We start from the raw sequence: 17,155 nt of genomic DNA on the forward strand, positions 1-17,155 counted from the left end.
TAGTTCCACCAGCAAAGCTAATAGTAATCGACCCATCGGTTAAACCGAAACAAGAGATTTCAGAAGCTACAGTAGCACTAGCAGTAAGTTCTGCATCAGGTTGGTTTATAGTAAAGCTTTCAGCAAAAGTACAACCATTTGCATCAGTAATAGTTACTGCATAATTACCGGCAATTACACCAGATATGTCTTGAGTATTTGCATTATTTACCCATAAATAGTCATAAGGTGCAGTACCACCACTTACTGTTATATCAATAGCGCCTGAAGCTTCATCAAAACATTGAGCATCAGTTATAATCGAATCAGTAATTGATAGTTCTGCAGTAGGACTATCAATAATAATTTCCATACCGGTTGCAAACGTAAATGAACAACCAGAGGTATCTGATACAACTACATTGTACATACCAGCAGGTATGTTAGATAAATCTTGAGTAATCTGTGGTATTGGATTTCCATCTTGTGTCCAAGAATATGTGTAAGGAGGGAAACCTCCAGTAACATTAAGATCTATAGCACCATTTGCATTACCAAAACAGTCTATGTCAGTAGTTGAAGCAATTTCAACCTCTAAAGTTTCTAACGTTATTTGAGTAGTACTAGGAACATTTTCACATCCAGTAGCTCTATTTCTAATACCAAATACGTAAGTACCAGGTCCAAGATTACCAAAAACTGGAGATGATTGAAAAGCACCACCGTTTACAATATCAACATTATATTGAAAGTCACCACCAACTGGATCAGTAACTGTGACGTCATAAGTTCCATCAGCATTACAAGATACATCCAAAGTTGGATTATCTGGTTTAGGATTATATGTAAGTGTTACAGTATTAGTTTCACAAATATTACCAATTGAAGGTATACATACTTCGTATTCAAAAGTAACAGTACCAGTAAAGCCAGTAGGAGGAGTGTATGTGAAAGCACCATCTGGTTCACTAAAATTAAGCGTACCTGTACCAAGGTTTGAAGGAGATGTTTGTAGACTATTTGCAACTAAGCTATATTCACCATCACTAGGTACAGAAGATGAATTATCTATCTGGCCATTAAAAATACCATCAATACAACCTAAACCAGTTTGTGGTAGTGCATATCTTTGTAATATAAAAAGTTTACCATCACCATCATCATTTGAAGCAGCGATGAATTCAACTTTACTAATTTTAGAACCAGTAGGCGCAACACTATTAAGCTCAAAAAGTGCTATGGCAATTGATTGACCGTTATCAATCTTTCTACCAGATTGCCAGTAATCTGATTCGTCGCCATCATTAGGACCACCATTTCCATTATCTGGAGGAAGAACGTTACTTCCTCTTAAATCACCATTAGTTCTAACAAAGGTATCTCCTAAAACTGTTTCTGTTGTAGACCCAGGTAAAAATCCCCTAAACCTTATGTAGTAACAATTATTACCACCACGCTCAGTAACTGCTAAAATTCCACCTTCATTAGATGGAATAGCAGGAATATATGATAAAGTTTGAATTTGAGCATCAGTTTCATCCTCTCCATTGGTACCATTTGCTTCATCAAAATCAAGACATATATCATCTCCATTACCATTGGAAGTAAAGTAGTGGTTTAAGTTTGGGTCTCGAAAAGCATTTCTAGCAGCAGAGTTCCAAGGACTAAATTCATCTCCAGTGGAAGTAGCACTACCAAAGATAACATTGGCATTATTTTGTCTAATACCGTTTATACTGTTACCGCCAGGTCCAAGTCTGGTTAATTCGTAGCCAAATGGAACAGCAAAAGCATCATACACAACACCGTTTATTGTAATAGACTTAATAGTAGCTGGATCATTGTTTTCAGTACCATCTATAACTCCATCTCCATTATCGTCTTGTTCATCAGACCATTGGAAAGATACGGGTTGAGCTGAGGGAGGTTGACCTACTAGTCCTCTTATAGAGGGTGATTGCGTACCAACTTGAGCATCTATGTTACTAGGTAAATAAAGTAGTCCGAGAATTAATATTGCTCTAATTACTTTAATGATTGAAATACAATTGTACTTGTTTTCCATATTGATTTGGATTATCTTAATATTTCTATGCAGAAAGTGTGTACAAGAACTGACTTAAATCTTATAAGTCTACATTCTAAATACTCACCAACAGCATCTTTCGTTTCTATATTTTAAGGGAGGGACCGTACTTTTTTAGAGTACTATAAATGGAAAAATTAATGATTTTTATATATTAATAGCAATGCAAATCAACGCACAACAAAGTATACTAACAAAAAAAGTACTTTAAATACTTATATATTCGTTGAGCGACAATTGTCTATGTTTTATCGGTTAAAAGTGCACTTTATCTATTAAATAGTACATTCTGTTTTAAACTTCTTACGTACTAGTCAGTATATATCTCATTTATTTCAATTTTTATACAAAACTGCTTGAATTAATATGTTTTAATATTATTTTCATAATTAAAAACAAATTATTCAGCTATAATTAAGTACAATTAGCTCGCAATTTATGACTTTAAACCGATAAAACAAACATTTAATCGAAAAAAAACGTATTTAAACGATGAATATAAAGAAAATCATATTCGTAAGACATGCAAAATCTTCTTGGAAGTATAATGTTTCTGATATGGATAGGCCATTAAAGAATAGGGGTATCGACGATGCGGGTATTATCTCACAAGAATTTAAAAAATTAAGTTTGTCTATAGATTTTATATACTCAAGCCCAGCAAATAGAGCATTGTCTACATGTAAAATTTTTCAAAAATGCTTGAACCATTCGGAGAACATGCTTAGTATAACTGAAGATTTATATGATTTCGGAGGAGAATGTGTTTTAGAATTTATTAAATCTATTGATAATGAACTAAATTCTGTAATGTTATTTGGTCATAATCATGCTTTTACATCGTTAGTAAATATTTTGGGAGATAAAATTATTGATAATTTACCTACATCAGGCCTTGTCATTATAGACTTCAATGTAGATTCATGGGAATATGTGAAGTTTGGTCAAACTAAAAAGATAATGTTTCCGAAAGATTATAGGTTATAAAAAGGGCAATAGTATTTTGTGAAGCATTTCAATACAATATATTTGTAAAAACAAGTTGATGACTAAAAATAACTATACATATATAAATAGAGAATTAAGTTGGTTACAATTTAATGCTCGAGTATTACAAGAAGCTGCAGATGTCAATGTACCTCTAATTGAAAGACTACGTTTTATAGGCATATTTTCAAATAATCTAGATGAATTTTTCAAGGTCAGATATGCTACTGTAAAAAGAATTGACCAGGCTGGAAAAGGCGGTAAGAGTCAGCTTGGAGGTATTAAAGCCAGTGATTTGTTGCAACGTATAACAGAGATTGTCATAGAGCATCAAAGTACTAGTTTAGGTATTTTAAAAAGTATTCAATCTCAATTAGTAAATGAAGATATTTATATCATTGATGAAACACAGATTGAGGGGCTTCATTATGAGTTTATAAAAAATTATTTTTTTCAAACCGTTAGTCCAGCACTTGTTACAATAATACTTAATGATGATATAAAGCTACCATTACTGAAAGATAGTGCTGCATATTTGGTAGTAAAAATGTGCTTAAAAAATGATACCAATCAATATGCTTTGATAGAAATATCTAAGTCTATGGATAGGTTTGTTGTGCTACCAGAAAGAGAAGGTAAAAATTACATCATATTAATTGATGATTTACTTAGATGTTGTTTAGGAGATATTTTCAACATTTTTGATTATACGTCTATTTCTGCTCACATGATTAAAATCACAAGAGATGGCGAGTTAGATTTTGATAGTGATTTAAGTAAAAGTTTTATTGAAAAAATATCTGATAGTGTAAAAGATAGAAAAATTGGTGAGCCAGTAAGATTTGTATACGACAAAACGTTAGATGATGAGACACTAACTTATTTGATGGCGAAAATGGGTATTGACTCAAAAGATAGTGTTATACCTGGTGGGCGTTATCATAACAGACGAGATTATATGGGTTTTCCCAGTCTAGGACGTCAAGATTTGTTGTATAATAAGATAAAACCACTTCCCGTTAAAAGTTTAAGTTTAGAACAAAGTATTTTTAACTCAATTGCTATTAAGGATTATATGGTACATACACCATATCATACTTTTTCTTACATCGTTAAGTTTCTAAGAGAGGCCGCATTAGACCCAAAGGTTAAAACTATAAAAATCACCATATACAGACTTGCACAAATATCTCATGTAGCAAGTTCTTTAATAAATGCTGCTAAAAACGGAAAAAGAGTAACGGTTTCAATAGAACTCAGAGCTCGTTTCGATGAAGAAGCTAACATTAATTATGCTGAACAAATGCAGAGTGAAGGTGTAAATATGCTTTTTGGTGTACCAGGACTTAAGGTGCATAGTAAAATGTGTGTTATAGAACGAGAAGAAGCCGAAAAAATAAAAAGATATGGGTTTGTAAGTACTGGTAATTTTAATGAGTCTACTGCGCGGATATACACAGATTTCACTTTATTTACTGCAAATCAGAGAATACTAAAGGATATTAATAAGGTCTTTAATTTCTTTGAAGTTAGTTATAGGATGTATCGCTACAAGCATATCATAACATCGCCCCATTATACACAGACTAAACTATTCATGTTAATAGATAATGAAATACTAAATGCTAAAGAAGGCAAACCAGCATTTATTAAACTTAAGATGAATAGCATGAGTAGCTACAAAATGATTGATAAGCTTTATGAGGCTAGTAGAGCTGGTGTAAAAATTCAAATGATTATTAGAGGGATTTGCTGTTTAGTTCCTGGAGTTAGAGATATGAGTGAGAATATTGAGGTCATTAGTATCGTAGATAAATTTTTAGAGCATACACGACTTTATATGTTTTCTAATAATAATGACCCTAAAATTTATATTTCTTCAGCAGATTGGATGACAAGAAACATAGATAATAGAGTAGAAGTAAGCTGCCCTATTTATGATGAAGATATAAAGCAAGAGATGCAAGATATTTTTGATATATGTTGGAACGATAATGTTAAGGCACGAATAATTAACCAAAATCAAGATAATAGCTATAAAAATTCTACTAATGAAGTAAAAGTTAGGGCACAATTCAATATTTATGATTATTACAAGAACAAATTAGAAGTTAAAGATGCTTAGTATAAAAAAATATGCCGCTATCGATATAGGTTCTAATGCTGTTAGATTGTTAATTACAAGTATAATTGAGCAGGATGATAAACCAGTAACCTTTAAGAAAAATTCATTAGTAAGGGTACCTATAAGATTAGGTGCTGATGTTTTTGTTTCAGGTGAGATTTCTGATTACAACATACAAAGAATGCAAGATACTATGACTGCATTTTATCTTTTAATGAAATCGAATGGAGTAGTTAATTATAAAGCTTGTGCTACTTCTGCAATGAGAGATGCATCCAATGGAAGAGATGTCTGCAAATTGATTGATGAAAAATGTAAAATTACTATTGATATAATTGATGGAGAAGAAGAAGCAACGATAATTGCAGCTACAGACCTTCATAGATTTATTGATCCTAATAAGTCATATCTTTATGTAGACGTTGGTGGAGGAAGTACAGAATTCTCTGTTATACATAATTCTGAAAAAATCGAATCAAAATCATTTAGGATTGGTACTGTACGCTTGCTAAATGATAGCGTTACAAATGAGACATGGAAATCTTTAGAGAGTTGGATTAAAAATCACACCAAATCTTATGATAAAATTGAGCTTATTGGCTCTGGAGGAAATATTAATAAAATATTTAAGATATCTGGGAAAGATTTAGGAAAACCATTATCATATTTTTATCTGACTAGTTATTACAAAAGCTTGCAAGAGTACTCTTATGAGGAAAGGATTACAGAATTAAATCTTAATCAAGATAGGGCTGATGTTATAATTCCTGCCTTACGTATATATTTATCTGCTATGAAATGGAGTAGCGCAAAAGATATTTTAGTGCCAAAAATTGGATTATCAGACGGCATCATTAAAAGTATTTATTACAATACTATAACCAGTACAACCCTTTAGTTTACAGTTTATCGCATTTTCTTATCAAAAATCTATCAATTATTGTTTGTTAGGATTTTAAATATATATTCGTGGCATAATAAATTAAATATTTTATGAAAAAAGTTTTACTCACTTCGACATTGTTAATGTTTATCAGCTTGAGTTTTTCTCAAAGTAATGAGTCTACAAAATATGGTATCAGAGCAGGTGTAAACGTTTCTAACCTTGATTTTGACCCTGGACCTACAGAAAAAAACCTACATAGAAATGGTTTTTATTTTGGTGGTTTTGCCGAATTTTATTTATCTGAAAAATTATGGGTAAACACAGAGCTGCTATGGTCTGCAGAAGGAGGAAAGGATGAAAATTGGAGAGCAAATTATCTTAGTTTACCAATACAATTAAAATTCCACCTTGGGGATAGATTATCTGTAGGAGCAGGTCCACAAATTGGTGTAAAAACTTGGAAAAGTTCAGACGCCTTTGATACATTTAATTTTTCAGGAGTTGCTGGTGTGCAATATCAAATATTCCAAGATTATTTTATAGAGATAAGAGGTATATACGGTTTTACCAACATGTTAGATGACGTACTTGCACCACTTGAAGCTAAGCAATTTGTAATTCAAGCTGGTATTGGTATTAAGATATAAATTTAATAGATACAAATAAAAAAGCCTTTTCAACTGAAAAGGCTTTTTTTGTTATCCGTGTATAGTTTCTTTATTACCAAGGGATTTCATAATATCGGCTTCGTAATTTAAAAGCTCGTTCCATTTTTTGTCCACTTCTTCTTTATCACCATATTTTCTTGCAAATTTTAAAAACATGGTATAATGTCCAGCTTCGCTAATCATTAATTTACGGTAAAACTTGGCTAGCTTTTTGTCCTCTAGCTCTTCTGAAAGCAATCTAAAACGCTCACAACTTCTAGCTTCAATTAGCGCAGCATATAATAATCTATGTACCAATTGCGTCGTTCTACTACCACCTTTTGGAAAAAACTTTAGTAGTTGAATAACATACTCGTCTTTACGGTCTCGACCAAGAATCCATCCCTTTTCTAAAATTAAGTCATGTACCATTTTAAAATGACTCATTTCTTCATTAACGAGTTCTATCATTTCTTGGACTAGCTCAGTATATTCTGGGAAACTAACAATTAATGATACAGCAGTACTAGCAGCTTTTTGTTCGCAATAGGCATGGTCAGTTAGTATATCCTCTATATTTTTTTCTACAATATTCACCCATCTTGGGTCAGTAGGTAATTTAAGTCCAAGCATACTAATTTGTCAATTGAATAAAACTTGATTTCCCATCTCCATCTATTTTTAAAGTATGCCAATCTATATAATCCTGATTTGGTATAGCGTAAGCAATATCAATATATATATAGTCATTTTCTGTACTTAACTCTTCGTTAAGTTGTATTGATTTTAATAAAGCCAATGTATTAAAATTATGAATTGGTTCTTCTGAATCAATATCTGATAGATAACCAAATATGTTATTTACTTTTTGCTTATTGAAACTCTCATCAAATAATTTCTCTCCATTCTTTTCTATGGTAACTTTGAAGTTGAATTTTCTATAATTGTTTGCATAATCTATATTGTCTTTAGTTTTTGTAAAAGCAACCTGATTTGTCATATCAGTAGATGCCTGTATTTTAACTCTAAAACCATTAGAGAGGATGGTGTCTATACGACTTTCAAAATACGCTTCAGGTATAAACTCATTGATTTTAATAGCATTATTTTTCTTAAAAGAAGATATACTCTCAGATAAGGATTTGCTTTGCGTCTTTCGTCCTTCACAACTTGTGAAACCTATAACAAGAATTAAAATAAAATAAAGTCCGTTTTTCATAATACTAAATATCTAAACCAAAAGTTCGCTTCAGAAGCTCAATGTTTTCATTTCTCTCTTTCAGTTTTTCATACTTTTCTTGTGGCGTAAAAGCATACTTTTTGGCAACTTCTTCATTTACTGTAATATCTAAATGTAGGTCATAGTTTTTACAGTTTTTACGTAAGTGTGCTAATAATGGATATTGTGCACGTTCTAACTCTATCTTACTAGTATGGTTAGAGTAGGTCAGGCATATTGCAGTGTCTTTTAATGCTGGCACTTCCATTTCCATAATAGAAGCCATAATTTTTTCACCTTTTTTATGTAGCGATTTTATATAGCTATTCCAAGCCTCAATAAGCTTTTCTTCCGTTACAGGTTCTCTAGGAAGATTTTCTTCATCAATTACAACATCAATTTGTCGTATCTGATGTTCTTTTTTCTCTCTAATACTCTTTAATGATAGACCAGAGGTGACTTTCGATGGTTTATTAATTGATATTTTTGGGATACTTGGTTCTGCTACTTGGGCTATAGTTTGTTTTTCTACTTCAATTTTCTGTGGAGTAGTTTCGCTAATAGTTGTTGCAGTTTCTTTAAGTTCTGGTTTTGTTACAGGAATAGGAATAATACCTTTTGACTTAAAAAAAGAAGGCGGAATTATGTAATGTCTGCTATTTTTTTTTTCTCCATCAAAAGTGATAGAGGCTAATTGCATAAGCGCTAATTCAACAAGTAATCGTTGATTTTTGCTGTTTTTATATTTTAAATCACAGTCGTTTGCAATGTCAATACCTTTAATGAGAAAGCTTTGGGAGGATTTTTGAGCCTGCTCAACATATTTTAGTTTTGTGTCTTCTCCGACTTCTAATAATTCTATGGTTGAAGGATTTTTGCAGACTAATAAATCTCTAAAGTGAGAGGCAAGTCCAGCGATATAATGATGTCCATCAAAACCTTTAGATAAAACAGTATTGAAATGAATAAGTAATTCAGGTATTTTATTCTCTAGAATTAAATCTGTACTTGTAAAATAAGTTTCGTAATCAAGAACATTCAAATTTTCTGTAACGGCTTGACGTGTTAGATTTTCCCCTGAAAAACTAACCACACGATCAAAAATAGAGAGTGCATCTCGCATGGCGCCATCAGCTTTTTGAGCAATAATGTGTAAAGCATCATCTTCAGCTGTTATGCCTTGTTCTTTAGCAATATATTTAAGGTATTCTTTAGCGTCTTTTACGGTTATACGTTTAAAATCAAAAATTTGACAACGTGATAATATCGTTGGTATAATTTTATGTTTCTCGGTAGTTGCTAAAATAAATATGCAATGCTTTGGAGGTTCTTCTAGCGTTTTCAAAAAAGCATTAAAAGCCGCTTGTGACAGCATATGTACCTCATCAATAATATAAACTTTGTATTTACCTACTTGAGGTGGAATACGGACTTGGTCAGTAAGGCTTCTAATATCGTCTACAGAATTGTTAGAAGCGGCATCAAGTTCAAAAATATTGAAAGCAAAATCTTCATTTTCATTGGTGTTGCCATCACTATTAATCATTTTTGCAAGTATACGCGCGCAGGTAGTCTTACCAACACCACGAGGTCCAGTAAACAAAAGAGCTTGTGCTAAATGATTGTTTTCAATGGCGTTAAGTAAAGTGTTAGTAATCGCCTGTTGTCCCACAACATCTTTAAATGTTTGAGGTCTATATTTACGAGCCGATACTACAAAATGTTCCATAGAAAACTACTGAATTACAAATTTAAGAATAAGGATTAAATAGCCATTTTCAGATGCTATAATTTAATAGGAGTTATTAACAATTTGTTTACTTTTGCTGCAAGCAGATCGCCTTATCGATTCTAACTTTAGTTAGGGTAGGAAAGTCCGAACACCGTAGTGCAATTATAGTGGTTAACAGCCACCAACCGAGAGGTTAGGAAAAGTGCAACAGAAAGAATGTACAGGTTAAGCTGTAGTGAAATCAGGTAAACTCTATATGGTGCAATGTCATGTATACTAGCGTTTGAGCGTACACGCGCGATTGCTAGAGGGTAGGCAGCTAAAGTTTACTGGTAACAGTAAACGTAGATAAATGATAAGGACTTTTCTTTTTAAGAATTCATTTCCTAAAAAGAAAATGTACAGAATTCGGCTTATAGATCTGCTTTTTCTTTTTATGACACGTTTTGACACCTATCCTAAAATTATTTTACCAATAATGATTTTTTAGAATGACTAGTTTTATAAGATGAAGTTTGAAGTATTATTTATTCTATTTTTTTCTTTAACGCTTTCTATGTTTTCTCAAGACACAGATAGTATTAGAGCAGCTTTGGAAATAAATTTAAAAGCAATTAATTCAGATTCTCAAAAATTAAATGCAATGTTGGCATTAGGTGAGTTTGAATTAGACCATAATTTTACTAAAGCTAGATATATTATTAATGATGCTTTTGATTTGATTGATAAGGCGCCAACTAAATTTACTAATCTCGAAAAAGCTCTAGTTCTTGTTCAGTTAGGTGTTCTTAAGAGACGTTTAGGTAAACATTCTGAAGCCCTAGATTGCTATCTCCAGGCTTTGAAATTATTTCAAATAGAAAATGATAAAAAAAACATGGCAGACATTTATCATAATCTTGCTATGGTACACAGATCTCAAAAAGATTATAATAAATCAATTCAATATTTTAAAAAATCAATTCATCTAAATGATTCTTTAAATAATAAATTAGGTGTTGGAGATGCTAAGAATATGATTGCAAGTAGTTATTCTAGGCTAAAGCTATATGATTCAGCCATAATAAATTTTAAAGAAGCAGAACGAATATTTAAATCTCTAAATGCAACTGAAAAAATTCAACAACTTAATAATAATATGGTAAGCTTTTACAGAATACAAGGCAATTTAGATAAAGCGCTTGAGTTGAGTTTATTAAATATTAGTTACTCAAAATCTAGAGACAAAAAACTAGCATTAACTAATAATTATTATAGTACTTCTTTAATCTACGAAAAGCTTGGAGAATATAAGATTTCTGGAAAATATATTGACTCTTCTATAAAGTTAGCAAAAAAAGAAAAGTTTATAAGTAATATTTCTAAGGGCTATAGAAAACGCTCTCAGTTATGGAACAAGTTAGAAAATTATGGTGCAGCTTATAGAGATTACAAGCGTTATAAAAAATATTCAGATTCTGTTTTTAATACTAATAATGTAAAGAAAATTCAGGAATTAGAACTACGATACGAATTTGAAAAAGAAAAACAAGAGATAGAGCTTTTATCTAATGCTGAAGCCTCAAAAAAGCAACTTTATTTTATACTTTTTATTTTAACAGCTATTGCTTCTGTTGTAATTGCTTTATTAATAAGACGAAATTATAAAAATACAGTAAAAATTAGTAAGATTGAGCATAAAAACGAAACTTTACTTTTGTCTAAAGAGCTCGAAGATACAGAGATTTATGTTAAGCAATTAGTAGCAGACAACACCATGCGTTTGGCTTTTAAAAAAGATTTGTTAGAACGTATTAAAATTGATTCTGATAATACCAACGCTAATATATTATTGAAAAATTTAACTACAGATTTACGACTGCAAATAGAATCTGAGACAAAACTCTCTAAGCTTCAGGATAAGATTAATTTAGTAAATAAAAACTTCGATAATCATCTTAAAACAGAATTTCCAGAATTAACTAAAGGTGAGCGTGAAGTTGTTTCTTTATTGCGACTCTGTTTATCGATTAAAGAGATTATGACAATACGAAATGTTTCTGAAGATTCTGTGAAGTCAATGCGTCGTCGTATTCGTAAAAAGATGGAAATACCCAAAGAGCAGCTAATAGAGGATTTTATACAGTCGTTGGTTTAATTACTTGACACCTTTTGACACCCTGTTTTTATAGCTTCAAACACTATTAGTATTTATTTTTCGCCAAAATTTAACCAAATCTATTACTAATGAAAAACCTTTACTTAATAGTGGTAGTGTTTTTAACTACTACGGCAAATGCCCAATACACAGCGATACCAGATGCTAATTTTGAAGCTGCATTAGCAGCCTATGACGACATCTCTAATGATGGACAAGTACCTACTAATAGTATTAACACTTTAACTTTTTTAAATGTTTCAAATAACAATATAACGAGTTTAAATGGTATTCAAGATTTTACTGCTTTAGAGCAATTAGAATTTAATGATAATGATATACAGACTGTAGACTTAAGCCAAAATGTGAGCTTGCAAAGACTTCGAAGTTATAGTAATCCGCTAATAAACTTAGATCTATCTCATAATACACAGTTAATTGAATTGAGAGGCTATGCATGTCCGATGCTTACTAGTGTCAATATTGCAAATGGCAACAATAGTAATATGTCGCATTTTAATATTTCTTCTAATACTAATTTAGTTTATGTAGAAGTCGATAACCAAACCATCGCAGATGATTGGAATAATGACATAAATTTGCCATCTACATATTCAACAAGTACAAATGTTGTTTATGGTGTTTTAGGAGTTAATGAAGCGTATGTTCCCGATGATGCTTTTGAAGCTTATTTAGAAGCTAATAGCTTAGGTAACGGTATTAATAATGATAATAGAGCAGATAAAAGCTTGATTAGTGTTATAACAACATTAAATATTGGTAATCTGGGCATTATAGACGCTATAGGTATTGAGTCTTTTACAGCTATAGAAACGCTACAGATTAATGATAACAATCTTGAAACTATATATTTAAATACTTTATCTAATTTAACGACTTTTAGGGTCACTCGTAATAATTTGACAGTATTGAATTTAAATAATCAGCCTAATCTTGAAATAGCTATTTTAGATTCAAACAATCTTTATACACTTTCAATAAACTCTACAAGCTTGAGAGTTTTTCAAATTGCAGGAAATAACTTTACTTCAATAGATGTAAGTGTTTTTCCATTATTAGAAAGGCTTTTTTGTGGAGGAAATGACTTAACTAGTCTCAATGTAGATAGTAATCCTGAATTAAAAACAATAGAATGCCAAAATAATGATTTAATCAGTATTGATGTTTCTGGAAATCCAGATATAGAAGATTTATTAGTATTTAATAATCAATTGACATCGTTAAACGTAAAGAATGGAAATAATGCGTTTATAACATCTTTTAGAGCTGAAAACAATTCTAGTCTTGATTGCATTGAAGTTGATGATGAAATTGCTGCTTCAAATGGAACAGGGAGTTATTCAACATGGCAAAAAGATACTAGTACAGTTTATTCTGAAGATTGCTCGGCAGTATTAAACGCTCCTAATTTCAATCTTAACGTGATATCTATGTATCCAAACCCCGTAAAAGATATTATGAATATTGACATAGGCAACAGTAAAATTAATAGGTTAGATATTTTAGATATTAATGGACGCTTAATGATTACTCAAGAAGATAACTTTGAAATTGTAAATATGAGTCAGCTTAATGCGGGTATATACTTTGTAACATTTTATGCTTCAAAAAAGAGTGACACCGTTAAGATTATTAAACAATAGAATTCCCAATTACAATTACTAGATTAGAAGCCATCTCATAAATGGGGTGGTTTTACTTATTCAGAAGTTTCGTTTTCAAAAAAACTAAACATATTGCCACCATAACTTTTTGAATAAGAGAAATATTCTAACTCATCCAATTTAGTATGTTTAGAATGTTCAACAATTAAAAGACCTTCGTCCAGGAGTAGTTGATTTTCAAAAACGAGTTTTGGTATTTTCGAAAATTCTTCAACCTCAAAACCATATGGTGGATCTGCAAAAATGATATCGTGCTTTAGTTTTGACTTTTCTAAGAATTTATACACATCACTTTTTATGGTAGTAATAGGCATATCAAAACTTTCCGCGGTCTGATTAATAAATTTAATACAGCCATAATTAGCATCTACAGCAGTAATTTGCTCAGTACCTCGGGATGCAAATTCATAACTAATGTTTCCTGTGCCAGAAAATAAATCTAACACAGATATATCATCAAAATAGTATTGGTTATTTAAAATATTAAACAAAGCTTCCTTAGCCATATCGGTAGTTGGCCTTACGGGTAATTGCTTAGGAGCAGTTATGCGTCTTCCTTTATATTTTCCGGATACAATGCGCATTAAAAACTATTTTTAATTAAAAAAAGCTTGTGACCGTCGACTAAACTAACATGTCTTATGTACTTGTATGCTATTTTAAACAAATCATCATCTTCATCTACAGTTCCAGAAAGCTTAACGTGTGTTTTTTCTGGGTTTAATTGTAATTGTTCAAAGGTGAATAAAATGTAGTATATAAAATCCTCTGGAGATGTAAACTCAAAATAATTATAAAAATCAAAAGCATTACTACTGTTAACAACAACTTGCATTGTATTGCCTTCTATATTGATATAGACACATTTTTCCTCATTATCATTTATAAGGTTTATTGCGTCAATAAAAACCGATGAGGCGTGAGTATATGTAAAAACACCAAAAGTATCAAAGATGTAGTTGTTTATGTTTACATAAGGTACATACACATTCACAGAATCTAATGATTCAATTTTATCGGAAGCTATAAAATCTGTTTTTAGAATCTTTGAATTAAACTTTAAATACTCCGCATTATTAGGTTCGTCATATAACGATTCTGGGACCAAGGTTGATAATTCGTTATGATGAATGATTTTTATATTATTAAAATCATCAGAGAAAATAGTATTAGAAGCTAACTCTTCTTTTAAACGGTTTAGCGTTTGGAAAGGAGTGAGTTTTTCACCAAATGTAATTGCATTTGAGTATTCAATTTTGTTATTTTCAGAACGATTAAGTATGCAAAAAGAAAGTCCACTCAAATTTACTTGAATGGACAGGTCTTTTATTATTTTGTTAGTCAAACTATTCCTTATTTGTGAAGTTTTTTGGCCAGTTTCCTGTAGTCTTAACTTCGTTCATAGAACCAACAGCTATTTTTGGTCCATTAACACCATCAACAGAAACAGTTTGCTTTTCGTTAGAAACTAAATTTTTGTCTTGATCGTGTAAAATAACAGCTTTGTCTACACTAGCTTCAAATACCGGAATGTCATCTAATTTACCAGCTTTTAATTCAAACTTAGCGCCTTCTTCTCCTATTCCAACATTCATCATGTTTTTGTAATCAACATTCTTGAAAAGTGAATCTTTTACAGAAAAATATCTCAATGTATCAATCACTACGAATGTTTTTGGTGTCTCTACACCAAATAAGCGTGTTTTTTCTTTATCAATACCAGTACTATCTCTTCTTTGAGTAACAGGAACTTGAGCTGTATCAATAAATTTGATAAGGTTGTCATACTTATCAGTATATTCTCCGTTTACATCTTTATATGCAACTTGAGCTTTTTGTATATCTATTAAACGGTTAACAACAACTTGGTAGCGTTCATCTTTTATCTTCTCAAATCTTAGTTCCCCAGCAACTGATTCATAGGTAATATATCCTAAAAACAAAACAATAGCCCAAAGCAAGAGATTTAATACAGGCTTTAATTTTTTAGGCACAAATTTATCTATTAACCATACAATGGCTATGGTTGCGAGGATAATAGCAACAACTACAATAATTACTGTTAACATGTTTAGTTTATTTTATTAAGGTCTTTCGCAAATCTACAATTTTTTTTTGTTCGCAAAAACATAATAAATAAAAATATAGAAAAATGTATTTTAGAGTTGAAGTAAAGCACTTTAATGTGGAGATATAATAGTATATTGGCATTCAATTTTTTAAAGCTAAATGATTCAAAATACATCAGATTTTTATAAGCTCATAAAGTCGAAATTTCCTTTTCAACCTACTGAAAAACAAGATATTGTTTTGTTACAGCTTTCTGAATTTATTTTTGATTCTAAACCAAATTCATTGTATTTATTAAAAGGTTATGCTGGTACAGGTAAGACAAGTATTATTGGAACAATAGTTTCTAATTTATGGCAGGCTAAAAAGAGTGCTGTTTTATTGGCGCCAACAGGTAGAGCGGCAAAAGTTATCTCTAACTACTCTAAAAAAGAAGCTTTTACTATACATAAGAAGATTTATTTTCCTAAAAAAGAAAAAGGAGGTGGCGTTAAATTTGTAATGCAACCCAATAAGCACCGCAATACTATTTTTATAGTTGATGAAGCTTCAATGATACCAGATATTCCAGCAGATTCTAAATTATTTGAAAACGGTTCTTTACTAGATGACTTAATGCAATACGTTTATTCTGGTCATAAATGTAAGTTGTTGTTAATTGGAGATAAAGCGCAATTACCACCTGTAAAATCTGAATTGAGTCCAGCATTAGATGCTTCAAAACTAGATTTAAATTATAACAAGCAGGTTACAACTGTAGAGTTAGACGAAGTGGTGCGGCAAGAACAAGATTCTGGAATATTAGAAAATGCCACAGAGCTTAGAGCGGTTTTAGAAACTACATTTTATGATAGCTTCAAATTTAATGTAAAACCATATAGTGATATCGTTCGTCTTATTGATGGTCATGAAATTATGGATGCTATAAACGATTCTTACAGTAACGATGGCTATGAAGAAACTGCAATTATAGTAAGGAGTAATAAGCGCGCCAACCTTTATAATCAGCAAATAAGAGATCGCATTCTTTTTAATGAAAGTGAATTATCTGCAGGAGATTATCTTATGGTGGTTAAGAATAATTATTTCTGGATAAAACCTACTACCGAAGCTGGTTTTATTGCTAATGGCGATATTATTGAAGTCCTAGAAATTTTTAGTATTAAAGAGTTGTATGGTTTTAGATTTGCAGAAGTTAAAGTAAAAATGGTTGATTACCCTAGGATGAGAGCTTTTGAAACTGTATTACTGTTAGATACCATTTCTGCAGAAAGTGCATCATTAACATACGAAGAGTCAAATAGACTGTATCAAGAAGTTGCAAAGGATTATGCAAATGAAACGTCTAATTACAAACGATTTTTAGGCGTAAAAAACAACAAGTTCTTTAATGCATTGCAAGTAAAATTCTCATATGCAATTACCTGCCATAAGTCTCAAGGTGGACAATGGAATACCATTTTTGTTGAACAACCTTATTTACCAAATGGTCCAGATAGAGATTATATAAGATGGTTATATACTGCAGTAACTAGAGCCAAGGAAAAATTATATCTTATTGGTTTTAAAGATGATTCGTTTGTAGAATAGTTTATGTCAAAT

General features: G+C 31.2%; 14 protein-coding genes and 1 other RNA gene. 8 read left to right on the plus strand and 7 right to left on the minus strand.

What is annotated here, in order from left to right; translation table 11 throughout:
• The coding region (locus tag Q0770_RS09850) for an Ig-like domain-containing protein (RefSeq protein ID WP_299116482.1) at positions 1–2,044 on the minus strand (2,044 nt) is incomplete at its 3' end.
• A gap of 513 nt (positions 2,045–2,557) precedes the next feature.
• On the opposite strand from Q0770_RS09850, the gene Q0770_RS09855 reads away from it, so the two are divergent.
• The 4 genes from Q0770_RS09855 to Q0770_RS09870 all read left to right on the plus strand — a co-directional run bounded on the left by Q0770_RS09855 (position 2,558) and on the right by Q0770_RS09870 (position 6,710).
• On the plus strand, positions 2,558–3,052 hold the full coding sequence (locus Q0770_RS09855) for a histidine phosphatase family protein (protein ID WP_306420468.1): 495 nt from the start codon (positions 2,558–2,560) through the stop codon (positions 3,050–3,052).
• A 58-nt stretch (positions 3,053–3,110) separates the two neighbouring features.
• On the plus strand, positions 3,111–5,177 hold the full coding sequence (ppk1, locus tag Q0770_RS09860; protein WP_299116484.1) for a polyphosphate kinase 1: 2,067 nt from the start codon (positions 3,111–3,113) through the stop codon (positions 5,175–5,177).
• Positions 5,170–6,075, plus strand: coding sequence for a Ppx/GppA phosphatase family protein (locus Q0770_RS09865; RefSeq protein WP_299116486.1), 906 nt, complete (start codon positions 5,170–5,172; stop codon positions 6,073–6,075). Before ppk1 ends, Q0770_RS09865 begins: the two co-directional genes overlap by 8 nt.
• Positions 6,076–6,170: 95 nt before the next feature.
• On the plus strand, positions 6,171–6,710 hold the full coding sequence (locus Q0770_RS09870) for a porin family protein (RefSeq protein WP_299116488.1): 540 nt from the start codon (positions 6,171–6,173) through the stop codon (positions 6,708–6,710).
• A gap of 51 nt (positions 6,711–6,761) precedes the next feature.
• Here Q0770_RS09870 and Q0770_RS09875 read toward each other — a convergent pair whose 3' ends face one another.
• From Q0770_RS09875 to dnaX, 3 genes are read right to left on the minus strand one after another with little or no spacing between them, the layout of a single operon-like run.
• Complete coding sequence (locus Q0770_RS09875) at positions 6,762–7,343, minus strand: tRNA-(ms[2]io[6]A)-hydroxylase (RefSeq protein ID WP_299116490.1); 582 nt, start codon at positions 7,341–7,343, stop codon at positions 6,762–6,764.
• A gap of 1 nt (position 7,344) precedes the next feature.
• Entirely contained in the window at positions 7,345–7,929 is a 585-nt protein-coding gene (locus Q0770_RS09880; RefSeq protein WP_299116492.1) for a hypothetical protein, read from the minus strand.
• Between the two features lie 4 nt (positions 7,930–7,933).
• Positions 7,934–9,658 (minus strand): DNA polymerase III subunit gamma/tau, encoded by a 1,725-nt coding sequence (gene dnaX / locus Q0770_RS09885; RefSeq protein ID WP_299116494.1) that lies wholly within the window; start codon positions 9,656–9,658, stop codon positions 7,934–7,936.
• 100 nt (positions 9,659–9,758) lie between these two features.
• Between dnaX and rnpB the strand changes: the two genes are divergently transcribed.
• The 3 genes from rnpB to Q0770_RS09900 all read left to right on the plus strand — a co-directional run bounded on the left by rnpB (position 9,759) and on the right by Q0770_RS09900 (position 13,462).
• Positions 9,759–10,093: RNase P RNA component class A (rnpB, locus tag Q0770_RS09890), an RNA gene on the plus strand.
• 76 nt (positions 10,094–10,169) lie between these two features.
• Positions 10,170–11,798 carry a tetratricopeptide repeat protein gene (locus Q0770_RS09895; RefSeq protein ID WP_299116496.1) on the plus strand — a complete coding sequence of 543 codons (1,629 nt, stop codon included), beginning with the start codon at positions 10,170–10,172 and terminating at the stop codon, positions 11,796–11,798.
• 89 nt (positions 11,799–11,887) lie between these two features.
• The gene (locus tag Q0770_RS09900; RefSeq protein ID WP_299116498.1) at positions 11,888–13,462 is read left to right on the plus strand and encodes a T9SS type A sorting domain-containing protein; all 1,575 of its coding nucleotides are present in this window, start codon (positions 11,888–11,890) and stop codon (positions 13,460–13,462) included.
• A 56-nt stretch (positions 13,463–13,518) separates the two neighbouring features.
• Here Q0770_RS09900 and Q0770_RS09905 read toward each other — a convergent pair whose 3' ends face one another.
• From Q0770_RS09905 to Q0770_RS09915, 3 genes are read right to left on the minus strand one after another with little or no spacing between them, the layout of a single operon-like run.
• Complete coding sequence (locus Q0770_RS09905) at positions 13,519–14,067, minus strand: RsmD family RNA methyltransferase (RefSeq protein ID WP_299116500.1); 549 nt, start codon at positions 14,065–14,067, stop codon at positions 13,519–13,521.
• Positions 14,067–14,828 carry a DUF3822 family protein gene (locus tag Q0770_RS09910; RefSeq protein WP_299116502.1) on the minus strand — a complete coding sequence of 254 codons (762 nt, stop codon included), beginning with the start codon at positions 14,826–14,828 and terminating at the stop codon, positions 14,067–14,069. The genes Q0770_RS09905 and Q0770_RS09910 overlap by 1 nt, the downstream gene beginning before the upstream one ends.
• A 1-nt stretch (position 14,829) precedes the next feature.
• The gene (locus Q0770_RS09915) at positions 14,830–15,552 is read right to left on the minus strand and encodes a hypothetical protein (RefSeq protein WP_299116504.1); all 723 of its coding nucleotides are present in this window, start codon (positions 15,550–15,552) and stop codon (positions 14,830–14,832) included.
• 160 nt (positions 15,553–15,712) lie between these two features.
• On the opposite strand from Q0770_RS09915, the gene Q0770_RS09920 reads away from it, so the two are divergent.
• A complete protein-coding gene (locus Q0770_RS09920) occupies positions 15,713–17,143 on the plus strand; it encodes an ATP-dependent RecD-like DNA helicase (RefSeq protein ID WP_299116506.1) in 1,431 nt (476 codons plus the stop codon).
• The last annotated feature ends 12 nt before the right edge of the window (positions 17,144–17,155 follow it).

The organism is uncultured Winogradskyella sp., from assembly GCF_947501905.1.
Lineage (GTDB): Bacteria > Bacteroidota > Bacteroidia > Flavobacteriales > Flavobacteriaceae > Winogradskyella.

What these genes read in the sequence shown, in the direction of transcription:
- Q0770_RS09855 (WP_306420468.1), top strand. Translation starts at nt 2,558, where the DNA reads ATGAATATAAAGAAAATCATATTCGTAAGACATGCAAAATCTTCTTGG.
- ppk1 (WP_299116484.1), top strand. Translation starts at nt 3,111, where the DNA reads ATGACTAAAAATAACTATACATATATAAATAGAGAATTAAGTTGGTTA.
- Q0770_RS09865 (WP_299116486.1), top strand. Translation starts at nt 5,170, where the DNA reads ATGCTTAGTATAAAAAAATATGCCGCTATCGATATAGGTTCTAATGCT.
- Q0770_RS09870 (WP_299116488.1), top strand. Translation starts at nt 6,171, where the DNA reads ATGAAAAAAGTTTTACTCACTTCGACATTGTTAATGTTTATCAGCTTG.
- Q0770_RS09875 (WP_299116490.1), bottom strand. Translation starts at nt 7,343, where the DNA reads ATGCTTGGACTTAAATTACCTACTGACCCAAGATGGGTGAATATTGTA.
- Q0770_RS09880 (WP_299116492.1), bottom strand. Translation starts at nt 7,929, where the DNA reads ATGAAAAACGGACTTTATTTTATTTTAATTCTTGTTATAGGTTTCACA.
- dnaX (WP_299116494.1), bottom strand. Translation starts at nt 9,658, where the DNA reads ATGGAACATTTTGTAGTATCGGCTCGTAAATATAGACCTCAAACATTT.
- Q0770_RS09895 (WP_299116496.1), top strand. Translation starts at nt 10,170, where the DNA reads ATGAAGTTTGAAGTATTATTTATTCTATTTTTTTCTTTAACGCTTTCT.
- Q0770_RS09900 (WP_299116498.1), top strand. Translation starts at nt 11,888, where the DNA reads ATGAAAAACCTTTACTTAATAGTGGTAGTGTTTTTAACTACTACGGCA.
- Q0770_RS09905 (WP_299116500.1), bottom strand. Translation starts at nt 14,067, where the DNA reads ATGCGCATTGTATCCGGAAAATATAAAGGAAGACGCATAACTGCTCCT.
- Q0770_RS09915 (WP_299116504.1), bottom strand. Translation starts at nt 15,552, where the DNA reads ATGTTAACAGTAATTATTGTAGTTGTTGCTATTATCCTCGCAACCATA.
- Q0770_RS09920 (WP_299116506.1), top strand. Translation starts at nt 15,713, where the DNA reads ATGATTCAAAATACATCAGATTTTTATAAGCTCATAAAGTCGAAATTT.